Here is a 19,439-nt window from a genome sequence, read left to right as displayed (position 1 = left end):
AGGGCCATCGCTGCAATTGAGTCAGATTTGCAGGGAAGTGTCAGGAAGTTACACCAATTCAGAGTCTGCTTATGCAACCCAATTTATTTCCCGAACAAAGAAACGTTTATCAAGAATCGAGGGCGACACAACCCTCGATTGAAGCCCAATCTTCCTCTCGTCGCGGCCGTTTGCAGCGTATGGTCGGTGGCGTATTGTTAACCTGTAGCGTATTGCTGAGTCTTTCAGCATGTGCGGCAGGTAAGCAGGCGTCACCACAAGAAGGTGAAGAGTTTAGTTACGCTTGGCTTAAGGGTTATGCCCGTACTATGGCTGCACAACCCTATGAGAGTCATAAAGGCGAATTACCTAAAAGCCTTCAGGGCATGAGTTGGGATGATTACCAACAATTCCACTTCAAGAAGAAAGCCGCGCTATGGCGTGATCAAGATTCGGAGTTTCGTGCCGAACTGTTCCATCTTGGGCTGTTTTTTGATACCCCTATCCATATTTATGAGCTAAATGAGGGTAAGGCTAAGTTAATCGAATATTCACCTTCAATGTTCGATTACGGCAAGTCAAAGGTCAAAGGTAGTCAGTTGCCTAAGGATCTTGGTTTTGCGGGTTTCCGTATGCAATTTAATACCGATTGGCAGCGTGACATTGTTGCCTTCCTTGGCGCTAGTTATTTCCGCGCCGTGGGTCAAGAAATGCAGTACGGTTTGTCGGCTCGCGGCTTAGCGGTTGATACTGCACTGCCAAAACCCGAAGAGTTTCCAATGTTCACCAATTTCTGGTTAGAAAAACCTAAACCAGGATCGAATATCACCACTGTGTATGCCTTGCTAGACTCTCCGAGTGTCACGGGGGCTTATCGTTTTGATATCGAACCGGGTGAACGTTTAAAAATGAAGGTGGATGTGGCTGTTTATCCACGTAAAGCGATTGAACGTTTAGGCGTTGCGCCACTGACCAGTATGTTTATGGTGGGTGAGAACGATCGCCGCACCGGTTATGACTGGCGTCCAGAAATCCATGATACCGATGGTTTAGCCATGCACACGGGGAATGGTGAATGGATTTGGCGTCCGCTAGGTAACCCTGAAAACCTGCGATTCAACGCCTATAGCGATGAAAATCCAAAAGGTTTTGGCTTACTGCAACGTGATCGTAACTTTGATCATTATCAGGACGACGGCGTGTTTTATGATAAACGCCCAAGCCTATGGATTGAACCAACCAGCAGTTGGGGTAAAGGTTCAGTGCAGTTGGTTGAAATTCCAACACTGGATGAAACCTTTGATAACATAGTGGCTTTCTGGAATCCTGCTGAGCCGATTGTTCCTGGTCAAGAGCTGCTGTACAGCTACAATATGTACTGGGGTGGCATTCCACCGGTTCAATCACCCCGTGCTCGGGTTGTCGATACCTTCACCGGGATTGGCGGCGTAGTTGGCCAGAAACGCAAATACTACAGTAAGCGTTTTGTGGTTGATTTCGCGGGTGGAACTTTACCTATGATAGGTAAAGACACCCAAGTTAAAGCCGTGATCACAGCATCTGAAGGCAAAGTGGAAATTGAATCTGCCCGTCCTCTAGCCTCGATTAATGGTTACCGCGCTATGTTTGACGTAGTGCCCCCGGGAGATGGTACTGAGCCGATTAACCTGAGAGTCTATTTGGAGGTCGATGGTCAGCCATTGTCTGAGACTTGGATGTATCAGTGGAATCCGCCTGCAAAGGATGATCGTGAATTGCACAATGCAGGTCATCTGCAATAAGCGATTCGTGATTCATTAATCTAAAACGCCAGCTAACTTAGCTGGCGTTTTTGTTTTGGCTTGAGCCACTTTTTACTTTATACGGCTTGATAGGTTAGGACTAGATTATCTAAAAAATGCCCCAGTAACTGATTCATCCTAGCCGTTGATTGCCCCAGTATGAATTCAGGGCTTTGAATATATGGCATTTTCTGTATGCTAGAAAAAGCATTTTCTTGAGCAATTAATGGCGCTAATTGGCTACTAATAAATTCAAGATGGCATTGAAATCCAAAAACTAAATTTGTGTAACGTACAATTTGCCGCGGGCAGGCTGCACTTGTGGCGAGCACTTCGCAATCGGGAGTGAGGCCAGGCATGTCGTTATGCCAGTGGCCGACCACTTCAGTGGTCGAAAATGTCTTAAGGTTAATATCACTTTTTCCTGCCGCAGTCAGTTCAATAGGAAAGTAACCAATCTCGGCATGTGGACTCTTTTGATAACGGGCACCTAATGACTCACCGATTAACTGTGCCCCAAGACAAACCCCCACAACGGCTTTATTTTTTTGGATAGCTTGTCTGATAAACCTTTGTTCTGCTTGGCTATCAAAATATGGACAATCGTTTTTGCATGTCGCGGGAGACTGAGGGCCACCGAGGATAATTAATAGATCAAAACCATCACTATTGTCGGGTAAAGCTTCATCTAGATAGATTCTGCTAAAGCTCATACTGTAGTTTTTGCTTGCAGCCCAATCGCTAAAATAGCCTGGACCTTCATAGCTTTCATGGATAATGCAATGAATGCGCATCGAGTTTTCCTGTGTCTTTTATGGGATAACGCTATGCTACAATCCTTTTTATTTGGCTGAATAACGTCATATGGACAAGTAATAATGCTAAGTCGCCAACTCGATTCGATTAACGCCATTATTGAGCAAGCGCCTAATATGCCTTCTTTTGTCAAAACGATTGAGATGCAGAAGGGTTATGTGGATGTTTTACACCAGCACTGTTGGCATCAGCTTATTTTTCCGCTTCAAGGCCTGTTACAGACAGAGGCAAATGAGGCACTTTTTTTGGTTCCCCATACCACAGCGCTTTTTGTGCCTGCAGGTATCATGCATGAGTCTGTTGCGATTACAGATACCTGCTTTATTGGTGTCTATTTGAATCCTATGTATGGTCGAGATTATGGTGCCATGGTTAAGCCTGTCGCTATGAGTGCTTTTATAAGGGAGTTAGTGTTAACGCTCAGAAAACAATGTGCTTTTAATACCCCAACGAATGTTGAGCCAATGGTTCAGGCGCCAATACTGCGTTTGCTTGAGGTGTTATATGATCAAATTAATAGTGCGGAAGGACAGACTTTCAAGTTACTGATACCGCAAGATAGGCGCCTAAAATTGATTTTTGAGCATTTAACCCAAACGCCAGCTTTAGATTTCTCTTTAGTGAAATGGGGTGAGATGGTTGGGGCATCGGAACGAACATTGTCGAGGCTATTTGTGAGGGAGTTTGGTTCTTCATTCGTATTATGGCGTCAACATTTGCGGCTGATCTATTCGCTGTCGTTATTGGCCACTGACCTATCAATACAGAATGTGGCCCACCAAATTGGTTATCAAAATGATTCATCCTATATCAAAGCCTTCAAGGAGCGTTTTGGGATGACGCCACAGCGATTTCGGTTAGGCGATCATGGGATATAACCCTGTTACGGCGTATGGTTATGAACACTATTTTTAGTTGGCTTATTTAATATTGAATCAATATATTGCACCTTTTCGCGGCACAAATATTCATTTGGCCGAATAAAATCAAGCCAGTGTTAATTGCAAGCATGCTACTGAGTTATTGGGGGCTAATTCACTTTTTGACAATCTAAACAATTTTTCACTGTAAAAGACCCCAAACTTGGGCGTAACCTGTGGGCGTTCTCGCCATGGGTAAGTATTTTATGTTTGAAATGTTCACAACGTTAGGCTTTGCGTGGTCGGTGGGTTTAGTCCTTGCCGTACTTTTTGTACTGGCATACGAATTTATTAATGGCTTCCACGACACGGCAAATGCGGTGGCGACGGTGATCTATACCAAGGCAATGCCGGCAAATCTGGCGGTCGTTACCTCCGCATTATTTAATTTTGCGGGTGTGCTGTTAGGGGGGTTAGGGGTGGCCTATGCGATAGTGCATTTATTACCCGTAGACTCCTTGCTCGGTATGGACTCAATCCAAGGCTTGTTGATGGTGTTTTCCCTGCTATTTTCGGCAATTATCTGGAACTTAGGTACTTGGTATTTTGGTATTCCGGCATCGAGTTCCCATACCTTGATTGGTTCGATAATGGGCGTGGGTGGCGCGTTCGCTTGGATAAATCATCAGCCTATCCTACAGGGCATTAATGTCTCTAAAGCAACGCAGATCATGCTGTCCTTGATTATTTCGCCGACCTTAGGGTTTGTGATGGCAGGGATTTTTTTGCTCATCATGAAATACGTTTGGCAGAAACATAAAATTCACCGTACCCCAGATGAGCAGATGCAGATTAATGGTAAAAAACACCCTCCATTTTGGGCAAGGGCGAGTTTAATTATCTCCGCTATGGGGGTGAGTTTCGCCCATGGTTCTAACGATGGACAGAAGGGGATAGGTTTAGTGATGCTAGTGCTGATTTGTATGGCACCGGCTTATTTTGCCTTGGACATGGGCAGTCAACCCTATGATTTAGAAAGAACTCAAGATGCTAATCGTCGCATTATGGCGATTTATGACCGTAACCAAGCCGTTATCGCGGATGTTATCGACTTTAAAGCCTTGGTCAACGTTCCCGAATATATGCTGGCCCATTGCTCATCTGCCAATGTATTACCGGCGATGTCGTTACTTGACCGTCGCTTAGCAAAAGTCTCGACTTACAAAGATATGGATGTAGAAGAGCGACGCGAGGTGCGACGTTTATTGTTGTGCATCGATGATACTGCTCGCCAAGTGGCTAAATTGGATCTTCCTGCTAAGGATTTGAGTTCATTGGCTAAATGGCGAAAAGATCTCACTAGAACTACTGAGTATGCGCCCATTTGGGTGATTATTGCCATTGCTACTGCGCTGGGTTGCGGCACGTTGGTGGGGTGGCGGCGGATTGTATATACCGTGGGGGAAAAAATTGGTTCATCGAGTATGACTTACAGCCAAGGTATTGCTGCGCAGGTCACCGCTGCCGTCTCTATTGGGATTGCCAGTATGACAGGGATGCCGGTATCGACGACTCATATTTTGTCTTCCGCTGTTGCGGGTACTATGGTGGCTAATCGTTCAGGGCTTCAGATCCAAACCATTAAGCAAATCATGCTCGCTTGGCTGCTGACACTACCTATTACTATGTTGCTCTCCGCGAGTGTGTTTATCCTCGCCAATGCACTTTGGGGTTAGCCAAGAATACTCAAGTTGAATGCTCACATAGCCAAGCCTTGAGGGCTTGGCTTTTCGGTTCAGTGCCGTTTCCCGCGATAATTACCTAAGCCATCTTGTTAGAGTTGAGCCTTCAACACCAACAAGGACATAAGATGGCTGAGCAATCTAGAATATTTTTCAAAGCACTACATCAACAATCAGAGCCGCTGATATTAACTAACGCTTGGGATGCCGCCAGTGCGGCCATCATCCAAGCATCGGGCGCCCGTGCGATTGCGACCAGTAGCGCGGCATTGGCTTGGTCGCTCGGTTATCCCGATGGCCAAGCGTTACCTAAAGTGGCTTTATTGGACGTAGTGAACAATATCCTACGGCTGAGCCGAGTGCCCGTGACGATAGATATTGAATCTGGTTATAGCCAAGATCCCTATGAGGTTGCTGCTTTTGTTGCGCAGCTCGCTGAGCTTGGCGTAGCAGGAATTAATATTGAGGATGGCAGTGCAAGTGTTGCTGAGATGGTGGCAAAAATTAAAGCTATTCGCGCCCATCCTCGTTGCCAAGGATTATTTATTAATGCGCGAACTGATGTGTATTTACTGGGTTTAGCCAGTGGTGAGGCCGCTGTTGTTATGACTATCGATAGGTTAACTCAATATCAGGCTGCGGGTGCGGATGGCGGTTTTATCCCTGGCGCGAATCAGGTCGAGACCGCTAAGCGCTTGTTTGCCGCTGTGGATATGCCACTGAATTTTATGCTATTGAATGAGCAGATGGATATCGGCGAGTTATTTGCCGCAGGTGTGCAGCGTTTTTCTACTGGCCCAGCTTCATTTTTACAGGCCTATAGCACTTTGCTTAATCCAATTTTGTTAAATTCAATTAAGGCAAAACCGTTTCAGCGAGAGTCAAATGATGCGGTTATTGCCGTTGATAAGGATTCAATACCTAAAGCCATTTCCCTTGGTTTTGAGCAAATGAATAACTTATTTATCCCGAGTTAAAGCTGTTTTTCATCTATACCCAAGCTACCTGAATATACGAGTTTCAGAGCGCCCAGGGTGCTTCAATTCAAGGCGCATTAATGACAGAATGTCGGCCACCTTTTGAATTGATGCAACACGGAAGTGGAGTGCCCTGGGCGCTCCGTCCCGGCGGGTTTTAACGCACTTTATGCTGCGTTGGTTATTTTTAACTTAGCCCGCTAGGCCTGCAAATAACCGCCTTGCCTAAAGTGCGTTAAATTCCCGCTGAATCCTGCATCTTCAGGTTGTTTGGGTATATACCCACGGCGAGTTTGCCGTGGGTTTCTTCTTACGTCCGTTTTACTTAGCGCCCGTTTTACCAAGAAAGTCCCATCTGCGTGCTTGTCTCCTCAGGTTTCTTATCAAGCAGGCGTAGCTCGGCGAGTTGAATGTGCGCTGCAATTTGGCTGCGCAATTTTTGATAGAGACGGATGGCCAGTTCGGGCGCGGCTTCATTGTCGGGAGTATGAATAAACAGATAGGGTTCACGACCTTCTGCGAGCCACAGCGGGAGTTGGGTGAGCCAATTATCAAAAAAGGCATCGTTATCCTTAGGTAAAGCAGTAACGCCTTGCTGTGCGAGTTGTGTTACGGCATCGTCTGGTTGGCCGACAAAGCGCACCACTGGATTATTGGCGGTGGCAATCGCATGCACTGGCACTCGAGGTTTTTTCTTGTGAGCGTCGATAATCGCGACATTGTAGGGCGGCAGTGCAAACAAGGGCCTGCTGTCCATGATGATGCGATTCACTTTTTTTTCGATGAGTAATCGATTAAGCGCACGCTCGGCATCTCCTTTAGCAAAAAACGCAGGATGCCTGACTTCGACGCCATAGGTTAACCCTTGGGGGATTTGATCTAGAAATTGCGCTAACGCAGGCAAGCTTTCTGGGCCGAAATGGGCGGGCAGTTGAATTTTCCAGATCCCTGTTTTATCGATTAATGGTGCCATTATCTGGAAAAAATCTTTCAATTCTTGGCTGCAGTGTTGCAATAATCTTTGGTGAGTGATGGTTTGCGGTAGTTTGAAGGTAAAACGAAAGCTATCGGGCGTGGCACTGTGCCAATTCATTACCGTTTGCTGTGCAGGCGTTGCGTAGAAGCTGGTGTTCCCTTCGACAGTATTGAATATTGTCGCGTAACGGGCGAGTCGCTCCGCTTGTTTAGTTCCGTGACCATACACACTTTCTTGCCAATTCGAGTGCGACCACATGGCAAGCCCAAGGCGAAAATGGTTGGGTTGATGTAACGGAGAGCACAATCGGTCCAAAAATAAATTCCTTTAATGCGATTTGCGCGTACCAAAGCTGCGCCCTGATGTTGACCAACATTTTAGGGCATTGTGCCGATATCTGTCGTCCAGAGTCAAATAGTGCCACCGATGGCCTTAAGTATTGTGTTTGATTTTGTTTGAATTTAATTCTGTAAAAGTCTGACTTAACTTAGCCAACTCTGGAATGACATTGAAAATTAACCTACTCTAATAGTGCGTTATTATTATTTTTATGCTTATGATCAAACTTAGGACTTAGCCAAAGACGGACGTTTATTGGAGAATTACGTGAATAATGATGGCTACACTTCCTTAAGCAATTTTATCGACCTTCTCTTGGATGCTATTTGTGTCGTCGATAAAGCGGGGAGGTTTGAATTTGTGAGTGCTGGGGCAGAACGTATTTTTGGCTATACCCCAGAAGAAATGATGGGTATGCAGATGCTAGATCTTGTCATTCCAGAGGATAGGGAACGCACTCTCGCAACGGCCAATGAAATTATGGCAGGTCGCTTTAAAGTCGATTTTGAAAACCGTTATGTGCGTAAAGATGGTGTTATTGTCGATATTCTTTGGTCTGCACGTTGGTCCGATGCTTATCAACAGCGTGTCGCAGTCGCTAGAGATATTTCTAAGAGCAAAAATGCCGAACGTAGACAAGCAGCCTTATATGAGATTTCAGAGGCTGTGCATGTCGCTGAGGACTTGCTAGCCCTGTATCGTCGAATTCATGAAATTATTGCTAAATTATTGCCTGCAGCAAACTTTGCTATTGCATTGTACGATCAAGATTTAAATGAATTAAGTTTTCCTTATAAAGCCGCTACTGGCGAAGATTCGCTTATCGATATCGCAAGTTTCAGTGTGTTCACTGACCAAGTGATCCGCAGTGCTGAGTCTTTACTCCTGTGTCCCGTGACCTTAACTGATTATCCCCAAGCGATTCGTGAAGATTTGGGTAATGGCTGTTTAAGTTGGCTGGGGGTGCCGCTGAAGCTACAGAAAGGTGTTATCGGCGCTTTGATTATGCATAGCTTGCCCACTTCGGCTTCATATACACACCAAGACCGTGAGTTATTGGAGTTTGTTTCTACGCAAATAGCTTTTGCGATTGAGCGTCGACAAATGCTCGCGCGATTAGAGCATATTGCACTTTATGATCAGTTAACCTTGTTACCCAATCGTGAGCTTTTTTACGATAGATTTCAAAAGGCGTTATCTCGAGCCCATAGGGAATCAAGTTATTTCTCTTTGCTTTATTTAGACTTAGATAAATTTAAGTGGGTTAACGATACTTTTGGTCATAGCGTGGGCGATTTATTACTGCAAGTGACAGCACAGCGAATAGTCAGTTGTGTGAGGGGCTCAGATACCGTTGCGCGTTTTGGGGGGGATGAGTTTGTCATCTTACTTGAACGAGTCGATTCAGCACATAATACCCTGCTGGCCGCACAAAAAATATTGCAAGTATTCGAGCAACCCTTCGAGCTTGCCGAACAGCAGATCCATATTCTGCCGAGTATCGGTATTGCTCTGTATCCAGAGCACGGTGAAGATGAGAAACAGCTTATTTCCTGTGCGGATACTGCTATGTATAAAGCTAAAAAGAATGGCGGAAATCGAATTGAAATGGGTTACCAAGGATTAAGAAACTTACATGCTGAGCTTCGGCCTGAGGCCAATATTCCTGAAAATAAAGCGATGAAGATCATTTAAGCTCGCTTTAGGCGAGCCATTGTAAGTCTTTGAATAAATAATATGTAAAGTAATGCCCGCAAATGTCACTGACACTTGCGGGCATTATTGTATGGAATTGTTGATGTAATCTTTATATAAAATAAGGCTTTTGATTACAGTTTGAAGCGATTAACTTCCTGCTGCAATGATGCGGCTAAATGGGCGAGCTCTTGAGCTTGGACCATAGACGTTTGTGCCTCAATCGAGAGATTCTCTGACACTTCACGAATCGACTCTGTATTACGGTTGATTTCGCTGGTGACTGAGGTTTGCTCCTCGGCTGCAGTGGCAATTTGGCTCGCCATATCTGAAATATCATTAATGGCTTTGCTGATTTGCAACAGACTTTCACTGGCTGAATTAGCATCGGCCACACTGGTTTCTGCCATTTCATGACTTTGAGTCATAGACTTAACGGCTTTGCCTGCGGTTTGTTGTAGGGTTTCGATCATCGCTTGAATTTCTTGTGTCGATGAATGCGTACGTTGTGACAGTACACGCACCTCATCAGCAACTACAGCGAAGCCACGACCTTGTTCTCCTGCACGTGCCGCCTCAATGGCTGCATTGAGTGCAAGTAAGTTGGTTTGCTCTGCGATGCCACTAATGGTCAACAAAATGCTGTTGATCTTTTGTGAGTGCTCGTTCAGTTCACCGATAATTCGCCCTGCAGTTTCGACTTCACTGGCTAAATTACGGATAGATTGCTGGCTTTGCATTACCTGTTTATGGCCATGGTTTGAAAGTCCGACCGCATTTTGAGCGGTCTGCGCTGTATGCTCCGCATTACTGGCAATTTCCTCGGTGGCGCTGGCCATTTCGGTCACCGCAGTGGCAACCATAGTCACTTCATCTTGCTGTACTTCAATGCGCTGACTGTTATCCGTTGCCGACGCACTACTTCCTTTGGCTTGATATTCCAATTGACCCGCAATCTTGTGCATGCGGGAAATCATACCGTGTAGACGTTCTACAAAGCGGTTAAAACCCGAAGCTAACATACCAATTTCATCGTGACTGTTGGCAGTATGAATGCGCACAGTGAGATCGCCATCGCCCTCGGCAATATCATTGAGTGCTTGGGCAACGCGTTCGAGATCTTTGAATTGAATTTTAAAGATGGCGATTAAAATCAAACCAAACAGCACCAATAGTGCAACACCTACGGCAGACATCCACCAAGCGAGATCGGTTGCCTGTGACATGATTTCTTGCTTATCCATTACGAAAATCAGCGCCCAGTCTGTTGAGGGTATTGCCGCAACATAGACTAACTTAGTGGCACCATCGAGGTTTCGCTCTTCCATCGTATTGGCATTAGTGCGCTGTGATAACCAGTTATTACTAAAATTACTATCGATTTTAGTGAGTTGTTGAGTATTTAGCTGGCTATTGGGATGACTAATAATGAGCCCTGCATTATCGACCATCAGAGTGTAACCTTTGCCTGGTACTTGGAGGCGCTGCACTGCATCTGTTAACTGATCTATGGTTAAGTTCGCAGCCGCTACGCCTATGAGCTGGCCTGAGCTCATCACAGGTTCTGCTATAGTTACGACTTGTTTTTTCAATGTGGCGCTGACGTAGGGCGCCGTCATGATCATTTTACCCGCCGTTTTAGCATCCATATACCAAGGGCGAACGCGGGGATCATAATTTGCGGCATTCAGCGACGGATCTTGGCGATACATGTTGCCTTGCTCGTCACCATAGTAAGTGAGGGCAAAGTCAACCGCAGTATGCGCTTGCAACAAATGAGGGGTAACGTTGGTACTAGGTTCGGCTTCAATGGTTTGCTTTAGGCTCGTAATGGCCATTTTTCTGTCTTGCATCCACTGACCTATGCCGGATGAAAAGGTATTCGCCAGTTGGTCAATTTCATGTTGGGTGTTTTCTAACGCATTATTTCTAATGAAATAACTAGAGATACTTACGAGTACAGCAATAGTGATCAGTACAGCGGAAAGACTGCTAAACAGCAGCCGCGTTTTGAGTGTCGATCGCATAATCTATATCCTTTATATTCCGTTAGCTCTCTAACGTTGTTTTAGTATAGCGGCAGTACGGGGCAAAACATTAAATCATTGAAGAATTATAGTAATAAATTTAGAAGTGACGCCCATAATTTATGAATTTAATAATTACATGATTTTTATATCAATAACGATTGCGTCAGCGGTTGTTTATTTGATGAACGGATGGAACTTAGCAGACTAAACTGAAGAGATGAATAATATTTTACAGGTGATAAATAACATTAGTTATCGACAGTAAGCCGTTAAAATACATAAGCTCAAGCTAACAATTTAATTAAATATGTCTCTGGTTGTGAGTGTGATTAATTCATTATTCAGAATGCTGGCTTGTTTATATCAAAGGTTAGTGAGCTTAATTTCGCGCAGGTAGCATCTTGTGTGCTGGTTCAAGTTTAAGACTCATCTGTAACAGAGCATAAAAAAGGGACTCCTAGGAGCCCCTTGTTCATTTTAAAATGACCTAAATATTAGTGGGTCATCTTATTTTTGATCAGCACACAACGCTGCTCTATTTGACGGGTTTCCAGTAGATTACGGCGGGTAAGGTTAGATAGCCCAGTTTGGCGATCAAGTACTTTGTCCAATGCCGCTATGCTAGTGTAATTACAATCGGTTGGGATGAGGAAATGGCTATAATTACGCATAAATACTGGCCCTTTTTTGTCCATATCCATTAAGCTCGCCAGACGCTCTTCCGCTGTAGCTGCGCTTAATAGTTTTTGCTCAGCAGGATAAAGATTTTGCATAATAATCCGCTGTTTGGAGAAAGGCAGGCTGTCTAGATGGACTTTACTTAACCAACGACGTTTTGCGGCCGCTTCAGGGCGGATCACTTGTGCCGCAAGTGCCGCTTTTTCGCCAGAGTCTGAATTATCCTTGGCAGCTTCTTTGGTTAAGCGCTGCAGCGCGTTAGGAAAATCATAGCGATTAAGCTGGGTGATGATTGCCCATCGTAAATCTTGATCTAAAGTTAACCCCTTAATTTTTGTTTCACCGTCAATGAGTTGTGCTAAATGACGCAGTGAATCTCTGTCGCTTGCTAAACTGACATAGGCATTGAACCAGATCCGTTGGAAGTCATTATCGCCTTTATTTTCCATTGCTTTTCTCAGACTCATTTGGCTTAAGCCTTTAATTGCATTTTCAGCGTAGTTTTGCTGAATAGGGGCGATCTGCGCGAGATATTCCTTCGAGCGCAACATGCTATCGATGATCTGACCAACAATCGTGTAGTCCGTCTCAGCTGGCGCGTTAACAAACACTGTGCTTAGGTATTGATCTAAGCTCAATTTACCTTCGCGGACGCTGTCCCACAGACTTTGCCACAGCATAGATCGCAGTAGTGGATCGGAAATGTTACTCAGTTGTTGTTTTGCGGTATTAAATGACTTGTCATCAAGCTCGACTTTCACAAAGCCCCAATCATCAAAGTTTGGATAGACTAGGTCTGGGCAGCGCTCACCAATCAGTTGTTTAACTTCAGTACGCTCGCCTTTGTAAGTCACTGGCACTGTAATGTCATTTCGCAGATCAAAGCGACCTTGGGTAAATAAAGCCACTTGGACTTTTTGTTCACGTAATGTGGGTAGCTCTGCGCTTGCAGGGAGCTGTCGTAGGCTAAATTCGCTGATTCGGTTGCCCTCACAACGATATTCCGCCTTGATGGTGTTAACGCCCGCGCTGTAGAGCCATTCTTGAGTCCATGCACTTAAATCGCGGCCAGCGGCTTTCCCTAGGCTATTGATAAAATCGTCTAACTCAGCGTTTTGATAACTGTATTGTTTTAAATAGTTACTGACGCCACGACGAAACACCATGTCGCCGAGTAAATGGCGTAATTGTTTCAGCGTTGATGCGCCTTTTTGGTAAGTGATAGCATCGATATTGTCGAAGGCGTTCTGGGTTGTTGCTACTGGTACTTCAATGGGGTGCGTGGTGACTAAGCTGTCTTGCTCATAGGCTTTTTGCTTGCCTTTAGCGTAGAAGGTACGCCAAGCATTAGTGAACTCTGTGGCTTCTTGAGTCGCAAGTGTGCCCATAAATGAAGCAAAACTTTCATTTAACCACAAGCCGTTCCACCATTTCATGGTGACGAGATCGCCAAACCACTGGTGCGCCATTTCGTGCATGATCACGCCCGCAAGATTTTGCTTTTGATCTGCTGTCATCGCCGCTTTATGAAGGAAGATATCTTCGGAAAAGGTCACTGCGCCTGCGTTTTCCATCGCGCCATAAAGGAAGTCTGGCACTAGAATTTGATCGTATTTCTTAAAGGGGTAAGGAATACCAAAGTAATTATCGAAAAAAGTTAACCCTTGTTTTGTATAGGTAAACCAATCCTGCTCCGTGACTTGGTTAGCAACGGATTGACGGGCGAACAGGCGCATAGGATAGCGGCCTGAGTTGTCTTGCCACATGTGATAAGGGCCCGCGTGCATCGAAAAGTTATATGGGCTTAGCTTAGGTGTTTGTGGGAAAGTCCAACGATTGTAAGCACCCGCTGGGGTGATTTGGCTTTCACGCATCGAGCTAATGACTTGCCAGTCTTTGGGCGCTGTTACCGTAATTTGATAGTTAGCCTTGAGATCTGGTTGGTCGAATACTGCGAACATCTGCTGAGCTGCTGCGGGTTCAAAATGAGAGTAGAGGTAGACCTTGCCATCGATTGGATCTTTAAAACGGTGTAAACCTTCACCATTGGTGCTGTGGGCACGGCTAAATTGCACTTCAATGGTATTTTCACCTGAGGTGAGCAAACGCGTATTTAAACTGATATAAGCGCCATTGTAATTGGGGTATACGGCGGTACCGTTGATGATAAAGCGTTTTATCTGCGCCTTGTTTAAATCTAAGCTCAGTTGTTTTGGTACTTCACTTAATTGAAATGTCACTTTGGAGGTGGCGGAAAACTCGGCGTCCCCTGTGAGCTGAAAATCCAAGTCATAGTGAATATCGGAGATGACCTGCGAGCGAAGCGCAGCCTGATATTGGCTAATATAAGCGCTAGTATCACGTGGACCCGTATTGAGTGTACTTTGGGTTGCACACGACATTAATGTGCCGCAGGTAAGGGCAACGAGACTGGCTTTAAACAAGTTCACAACTTAAATCCTTCAACGATTTGTTTTGTTTTCTGCTTGGATGTTTGCATTCAATATCGTGTGTGTAGGTTTGCCTTTGTGGCAAATTATCCTTCGCGCCAGCGTCAATTTTGAGCATCATCATCGCAGTGTATTTTGGCCGAGTACACTACCTTATTTACCTTGGATTACCAATGTTAAAAATGTAAAAAAAAGCCAGCGTTAACGCTGGCTTCTTGAGATTACTGTTTGGCAGAATTAAGTGCCAATAGGACAATTACATGCCTAAGAAAGACTTAGACTTCATCTTACGGATTTCTTTTTCATCAGACCATTCGATAAGGCCTGTTTCTAAATCCATTAAACGCATTGTCATCTTATAGTAGACGTCTTTAGTGCTACCGTCTTGCTTCACTATGCTAGATAAATTGCCATATAACATGTATTGAGCGCCAATTTGACGACCAAACTTGATGGCGGTTGATGGGTCAACCATGCCAGTGTTGTTTTGGTAATCCAGTTGTTTACGGACTGAATCTACTTTAGTCATGTCGATAAAACGGAACTTGCCTGAGCGCAATAATTTGTTACTGATAGAGTCAGTGACAGACTCAGTGTCGATATGTTCTGAGGTTTTGTTTTTGATGCTATCAACAAATAAAATCGGGCGGTCATTGGCTGTTATTGCCACGATAGGAGGGAAAGTCATCATGCTATCCACCATCTTGGCTGCAATAGCTTGTAGATCCGTCGAGCCAAAGTTCTCATTGACGGTTTCAACTTCTGTGGCATCGCCATATTCGACTTTAGATTGACATGCAGCTAGACCCATAACGGCAGCCAGTACAAAAATCAGTTTAAATTGTTTCATAGTCAGTTCCATTTTGTGATTGTATAAACTTAATGACACACGTCTTATTCAAATACCACAACCGCTAGGCTAAATGATTATTGAATAAATTCGGGTGTAATTACCAGTATCAATTGCCCAGACTAAGGTGGTTTTGCCTGCTGCAACATCAATTTTAGCCGGTGGCGCTTTGTCTAACTGCAAAGTGTATTCACCTGCACTCAAATAACGCCGCCCGATCTGTGCTTGTTTAGGGAGCGTCAGCCAACTACGACGATCCGCTTGTTCTGTTACTACGTTAAAAATCTGCATCGCTATACTGCCAATATCGGCAGCATTGTTCCCTGGTTTACCACTCTTCTCAATCTGATAGGCCATCTCAGATTTAGCATAGACCCTAGCGACTTGGCGAACTAGCGTCGCAGGCAGATCTTCCTTGAGTGCAGTGATGGCTAAGGCATCGATATTGGCAATAGGTTCAGTTTTCAGCACTGTACCTAAACCTTGCACTTGCGTCTCTGGCACAAAAGTATTGTTTGGCATGTAGGTAGCGAGTGACACTGTCTGCCAGTTACCATGGATAGTAAAAGGTACCGTGAGAGCTTGTTTTGCTGGCACAAAGCCGCGCTCGACCATCAAAATTACTTGGCCATCTTTGGGGTTGGGCAATTTAGCATCGCCCCAACGGCGCTTAAACTCATCATACTGTGGCATGCCGAGTTGCTTGGCGAGGCGGACCAGATCTTGCTGTAAATAGGTGTTATCTGGAGTGATTTGTGCTGCTTTACGATAATCGATATAGGCATCGTTCGGCTCACCCAGCACTTCGTGCAGTACGCCAGTCGTATAATAACTGTAAGCGTTTAAGAAGGAACTGGTGACTGTGCCCGCAGCTTGTCCTAGTTTGTTAACCTCGGCATCTATGGTGCCGTTCGCCATGGCTTGAACTGACTTTTGTGATTTTTGATAGCGTTCTTGCTCGCTGCTCTGTAGTTCGTTACTGCGACGAACTTCGACTAGAGCCCCCTGATAGTCGCCACTAAACAAATAGTTAAGAGCTTGGTATTGGTGCAGCATAATGCGTTCATACCCTGGGCCTCGGTACGGAATCGCATTGTCGTTTAACACTAAGCTGCTGGCTGTGGCGCCAATGTCACTAACGCTGACTTTGGCTTTATCATCAAAGGTGGTATAAGCATCTACTGCTTGCTGATAATATTTTTTACTGGCAGCAAAATCGCCGGCGACTTGAGCAATTCGTCCCGCTTCTTGGGCATAGAGTAAGCCGTCATTGCCATTGATATTGCTGGCAAGTTTGTCGATATCGGCCATGGGAGTCGCACTATTAAGCTCTTGTTTGAGTGGTTCTATCTGCGCAGGATAATTAATGAAAATACTGTTATAAGCGCAGCCCGATAAGTTTAAAACCAATCCCATTGCCAAGGTTGGTGCAATAAATGCGCGAGAAAAAGGTGTAACGAAGGACAGTTTCATTATTGCGCTTCACCTTTTTTGATGGATTGGGCTGAAATCGCCTGAGTCTGTTCTGGCATAAGTGAACGCTCGAGTAATGTGATCCCTTGAAGGTGATCAAATTCATGTTGAAAAATCCGTGCAATAAAGCCCGTTAATTCGGTTTGTTGCCATTCGCCTTGTAAATTTTGATAGCGTACTTCAATGGCTTGATGTCTTTGTATCGTAAATCTTTGCCCCGGTACAGATAAGCAGCCTTCTTCTCCGCTGACCAACTCGCTTGATGCATTAATGATTTGCGGATTAACCACGACCACAGGCGCCATATTAGGCGCGTCGGGATAACGCTCATTAGGACGAGAAGCCATAATAAATAAGGCTAAAGGGCTGTGAACTTGGGGGGCTGCGATACCAACGCCATTGGCAGCGTCCATGCTGGCAGACATTTGCTCGGCAAGATGCACGAGCTCGGCATCGAAATGGTGCACTGTGATTGCAGTCTGCCTTAGAATGGGTTCACCCACTAACGCTATGGGTAATAGAGTTGGGGTTTCTTTTGGCATTAAATGTTTAAACATCGCATTCCCTGGATATTTTGCAGTAACTGTTTTTTAATCAAAGTTAACATCTAAAGCGTCAGTATTAATAATGAGGTGGTGGCGTTTCTTCAGCTTGGGTCGCCATATTACTCGGTTCCATGTCCTGCAACTTACCAATTAACATGTGAATTTGGTGTTGCTGGTGAGCCACCAGTCGATTTAATTTGATGACCTCTTGGTTTAATTCTTCGACTGTGAGCTCTTGAAAAGCCAATTTGGTTTCTAGATCTTCAATCTGTGCTTGTACGCCTTGCATGGCTAACCTCTATTTCTGCCAAGTTTCAACTAAGCCTTGGCTACTGATACTAACGACTTTATTGGTATCTCGAATTGCCACAGAGTATACAACGGCTCCTCGATTTTGGCTGTTTTTAGTGAGTGCAACCTGCCATTTTTCAATTTGTTTACCCGAGTCACGTTGCCAGAGTATAACTTCCCGCGCTGGCGTACCTGTTAATAGCTGGCTGTCTTGTTTGATAAACCTCACCGCTGAAAAGTTCATTTGGCGACGGGTAATATCCAGCTTATTTAACAGCTTACCGCTTGTGTTATCCCAGATTTTTGCTTCATCTGTGCTGCCATTAGTAAAACTTAAACTACCACTGTCGTTGAGTGCCACTTTGGTTATACGGCTGCCGAGTGTCCACGTATGAAGCGGTTGGCCAGTTTGTGCCTGCCAGAGAATCGCCTGCATATCATTTGACCCCGTTAATGCTAATCGGCCATCAGCAGAGAGGGCAACACTATTGACGCGCTCTTTATGTCCAAGAAACTTGATTAAGGCAGATTTTTCGGCATTAAGCGACATGACTGAACCATCATTTAAACCAATAAGTAGTGCGCCATTATCGGCTACCGCGACACTTTCACCGGATGAAGGTAAGGACCACCAGCCCAAAGGCTTACCGTCGGCTATTTTCCACATAGCAACTGAATCTCGGCTTAACGATGCTGCAAATATCCCGTTGGGAGAAATCGCTGTACCTGTGACGCCAGTATTAATATCGCCATGTATCCATTGGTATTTGAGGGTGTGGGTACTGAGATCCCAGCATTGAACTCCACTACTTTGAGTGGCAACTAAGGCGAATTGCCCATTACTTGATAGGCTCGCGCTATAGCTGGGTTCTGTCGTGAGAACACTGATATCTTCTGCTTTGGGGTGGCAAGCGATTAGAAAAACTGTGCAAATTACCAGCAGTAGATTTTTCTTCATGAACTTGCTCCCTAAGTTGTTGTCTTTAGACTTGATCAAGTGACATTAATCACTGTTAACCCATAAAGAATCTAGTTGGTATAACCGAGATAACTAGTATAAAGTTGTCACGCTTAGGTTATTGTAACCGCTTGAGGATGCTGAGGAAGCTTTAATGAAATCGATTTATAAATTATCGTTAGTTGCATTGGCTATTATTGGCCTATCTGCTTGTAATCAAGAAGAAAAAGCAGCTACGAGTACAAATGTTGAATTAACGACTGAAGCTCAAAAAGAAGCTTACAGTGTAGGCGCTTCAATCGGTCGTTATATGTCTGGCCATATCAAAGAGCAAGAAGAATTAGGCCTGCCAGTTGATCGCACTCTGATCGTCACTGGTTTCACTAATGGTCTGAATGACCAATTAAGTTTAACCGAAGAAGAAATGCAAACCATTCTTCAAGGTCTAGATAAAAAGTTAAACGATAAACGTCAGGAACAAGCCACAGCGATTTCTGCGAAAAATATCGAAGATGGTAAAAAATTCCTTGAAGAAAACAAGGTTAAGCCTGGTGTAGTGACAACTGAGTCTGGCTTACAATATGAAGTATTAACTCCTGGCACGGGTGAAAAGCCTGCCGCAGAAGACACTGTAGAAGTGGATTATGTTGGTACTTTACTTGACGGTACTGAGTTTGATAGTTCTTATAAACGCGGCGAAGCGGCTAAGTTCCCTTTGAATCGCGTTATTCCAGGTTGGACTGAAGGCGTGCAATTAATGCCTGTTGGCGCTAAGTTCAAGTTTGTGATCCCATCGGAATTAGCCTATGGCGTACGTGATACTGGTACTATTCCACCAAACTCTACGTTGATTTTCGAAGTTGAGTTGAAATCAATCGAGAAAGCTTCTGCAGCGCCAGTAGCTGAACCTGCTAAAAAGTAATTGATTAGCTGCGACGTGTAATACGCCGCTATTGAAAATACCGCTCCTAAATGAGCGGTATTTTTTTGTCTGTAAAA

15 protein-coding genes are annotated in these 19,439 nt (G+C 44.7%); 6 read left to right on the top strand and 9 right to left on the bottom strand.

The window, feature by feature from the left end; genetic code table 11:
* Nucleotides 1-71 precede the first annotated feature (71 nt).
* Nucleotides 72-1,760, top strand: a complete 1,689-nt coding sequence (locus L5M28_RS18920; RefSeq protein ID WP_212601306.1) for a glucan biosynthesis protein — start codon at nucleotides 72-74, stop codon at nucleotides 1,758-1,760.
* A gap of 77 nt (nucleotides 1,761-1,837) precedes the next feature.
* Here L5M28_RS18920 and L5M28_RS18915 read toward each other — a convergent pair whose 3' ends face one another.
* On the bottom strand, nucleotides 1,838-2,554 hold the full coding sequence (locus L5M28_RS18915) for a type 1 glutamine amidotransferase (protein ID WP_263176837.1): 717 nt from the start codon (nucleotides 2,552-2,554) through the stop codon (nucleotides 1,838-1,840).
* A gap of 84 nt (nucleotides 2,555-2,638) precedes the next feature.
* Here L5M28_RS18915 and L5M28_RS18910 point away from each other — a divergent pair, with 84 nt between their 5' ends.
* From L5M28_RS18910 to L5M28_RS18900, 3 genes are all read left to right on the top strand, one after another.
* Nucleotides 2,639-3,454, top strand: a complete 816-nt coding sequence (locus tag L5M28_RS18910; RefSeq protein WP_263195879.1) for an AraC family transcriptional regulator — start codon at nucleotides 2,639-2,641, stop codon at nucleotides 3,452-3,454.
* A gap of 248 nt (nucleotides 3,455-3,702) precedes the next feature.
* A complete protein-coding gene (locus L5M28_RS18905; protein ID WP_105252986.1) occupies nucleotides 3,703-5,172 on the top strand; it encodes an inorganic phosphate transporter in 1,470 nt (489 codons plus the stop codon).
* Nucleotides 5,173-5,306: 134 nt separating this feature from the next.
* A complete protein-coding gene (locus L5M28_RS18900; RefSeq protein WP_219250329.1) occupies nucleotides 5,307-6,155 on the top strand; it encodes an isocitrate lyase/phosphoenolpyruvate mutase family protein in 849 nt (282 codons plus the stop codon).
* Between the two features lie 337 nt (nucleotides 6,156-6,492).
* Here L5M28_RS18900 and L5M28_RS18895 read toward each other — a convergent pair whose 3' ends face one another.
* Nucleotides 6,493-7,446 carry a DUF72 domain-containing protein gene (locus tag L5M28_RS18895; RefSeq protein WP_263195878.1) on the bottom strand — a complete coding sequence of 318 codons (954 nt, stop codon included), beginning with the start codon at nucleotides 7,444-7,446 and terminating at the stop codon, nucleotides 6,493-6,495.
* A gap of 291 nt (nucleotides 7,447-7,737) precedes the next feature.
* Between L5M28_RS18895 and L5M28_RS18890 the strand changes: the two genes are divergently transcribed.
* Nucleotides 7,738-9,165, top strand: a complete 1,428-nt coding sequence (locus L5M28_RS18890) for a GGDEF domain-containing protein (protein WP_263195877.1) — start codon at nucleotides 7,738-7,740, stop codon at nucleotides 9,163-9,165.
* 134 nt (nucleotides 9,166-9,299) lie between these two features.
* On the opposite strand, the gene L5M28_RS18885 is transcribed toward L5M28_RS18890, so the two are convergent.
* The 7 genes from L5M28_RS18885 to L5M28_RS18855 all read right to left on the bottom strand — a co-directional run bounded on the left by L5M28_RS18885 (nucleotide 9,300) and on the right by L5M28_RS18855 (nucleotide 18,440).
* Entirely contained in the window at nucleotides 9,300-11,192 is a 1,893-nt protein-coding gene (locus tag L5M28_RS18885; RefSeq protein WP_263200388.1) for a methyl-accepting chemotaxis protein, read from the bottom strand.
* 497 nt (nucleotides 11,193-11,689) lie between these two features.
* Nucleotides 11,690-14,323 (bottom strand): aminopeptidase N, encoded by a 2,634-nt coding sequence (gene pepN / locus L5M28_RS18880; protein WP_263204172.1) that lies wholly within the window; start codon nucleotides 14,321-14,323, stop codon nucleotides 11,690-11,692.
* Nucleotides 14,324-14,579: 256 nt separating this feature from the next.
* Nucleotides 14,580-15,173: a penicillin-binding protein activator LpoB gene (gene lpoB / locus L5M28_RS18875; RefSeq protein ID WP_173246506.1), complete on the bottom strand. Its 594-nt coding sequence runs from the start codon at nucleotides 15,171-15,173 to the stop codon at nucleotides 14,580-14,582.
* A 69-nt stretch (nucleotides 15,174-15,242) separates the two neighbouring features.
* On the bottom strand, nucleotides 15,243-16,646 hold the full coding sequence (locus L5M28_RS18870; protein WP_263204171.1) for a COG3014 family protein: 1,404 nt from the start codon (nucleotides 16,644-16,646) through the stop codon (nucleotides 15,243-15,245).
* Nucleotides 16,646-17,203 (bottom strand): peptide deformylase, encoded by a 558-nt coding sequence (def, locus tag L5M28_RS18865; RefSeq protein ID WP_168824914.1) that lies wholly within the window; start codon nucleotides 17,201-17,203, stop codon nucleotides 16,646-16,648. Before def ends, L5M28_RS18870 begins: the two co-directional genes overlap by 1 nt.
* Before the next feature lie 64 nt (nucleotides 17,204-17,267).
* A complete protein-coding gene (locus L5M28_RS18860) occupies nucleotides 17,268-17,480 on the bottom strand; it encodes a SlyX family protein (protein ID WP_006080410.1) in 213 nt (70 codons plus the stop codon).
* Nucleotides 17,481-17,489: 9 nt separating this feature from the next.
* Complete coding sequence (locus L5M28_RS18855) at nucleotides 17,490-18,440, bottom strand: WD40 repeat domain-containing protein (protein ID WP_173246498.1); 951 nt, start codon at nucleotides 18,438-18,440, stop codon at nucleotides 17,490-17,492.
* 154 nt (nucleotides 18,441-18,594) lie between these two features.
* Between L5M28_RS18855 and fkpA the strand changes: the two genes are divergently transcribed.
* Nucleotides 18,595-19,362 (top strand): FKBP-type peptidyl-prolyl cis-trans isomerase, encoded by a 768-nt coding sequence (gene fkpA / locus L5M28_RS18850; RefSeq protein WP_131524662.1) that lies wholly within the window; start codon nucleotides 18,595-18,597, stop codon nucleotides 19,360-19,362.
* The last annotated feature ends 77 nt before the right edge of the window (nucleotides 19,363-19,439 follow it).

The organism is Shewanella sp. SW32, assembly GCF_025653365.1.
In the GTDB taxonomy this organism is placed as follows: Bacteria; Pseudomonadota; Gammaproteobacteria; order Enterobacterales; family Shewanellaceae; genus Shewanella; species Shewanella oncorhynchi.
The sequence above is the reverse complement of the archived record's forward strand: the minus strand, read 5'-3'. Positions and strand labels throughout refer to the sequence as shown.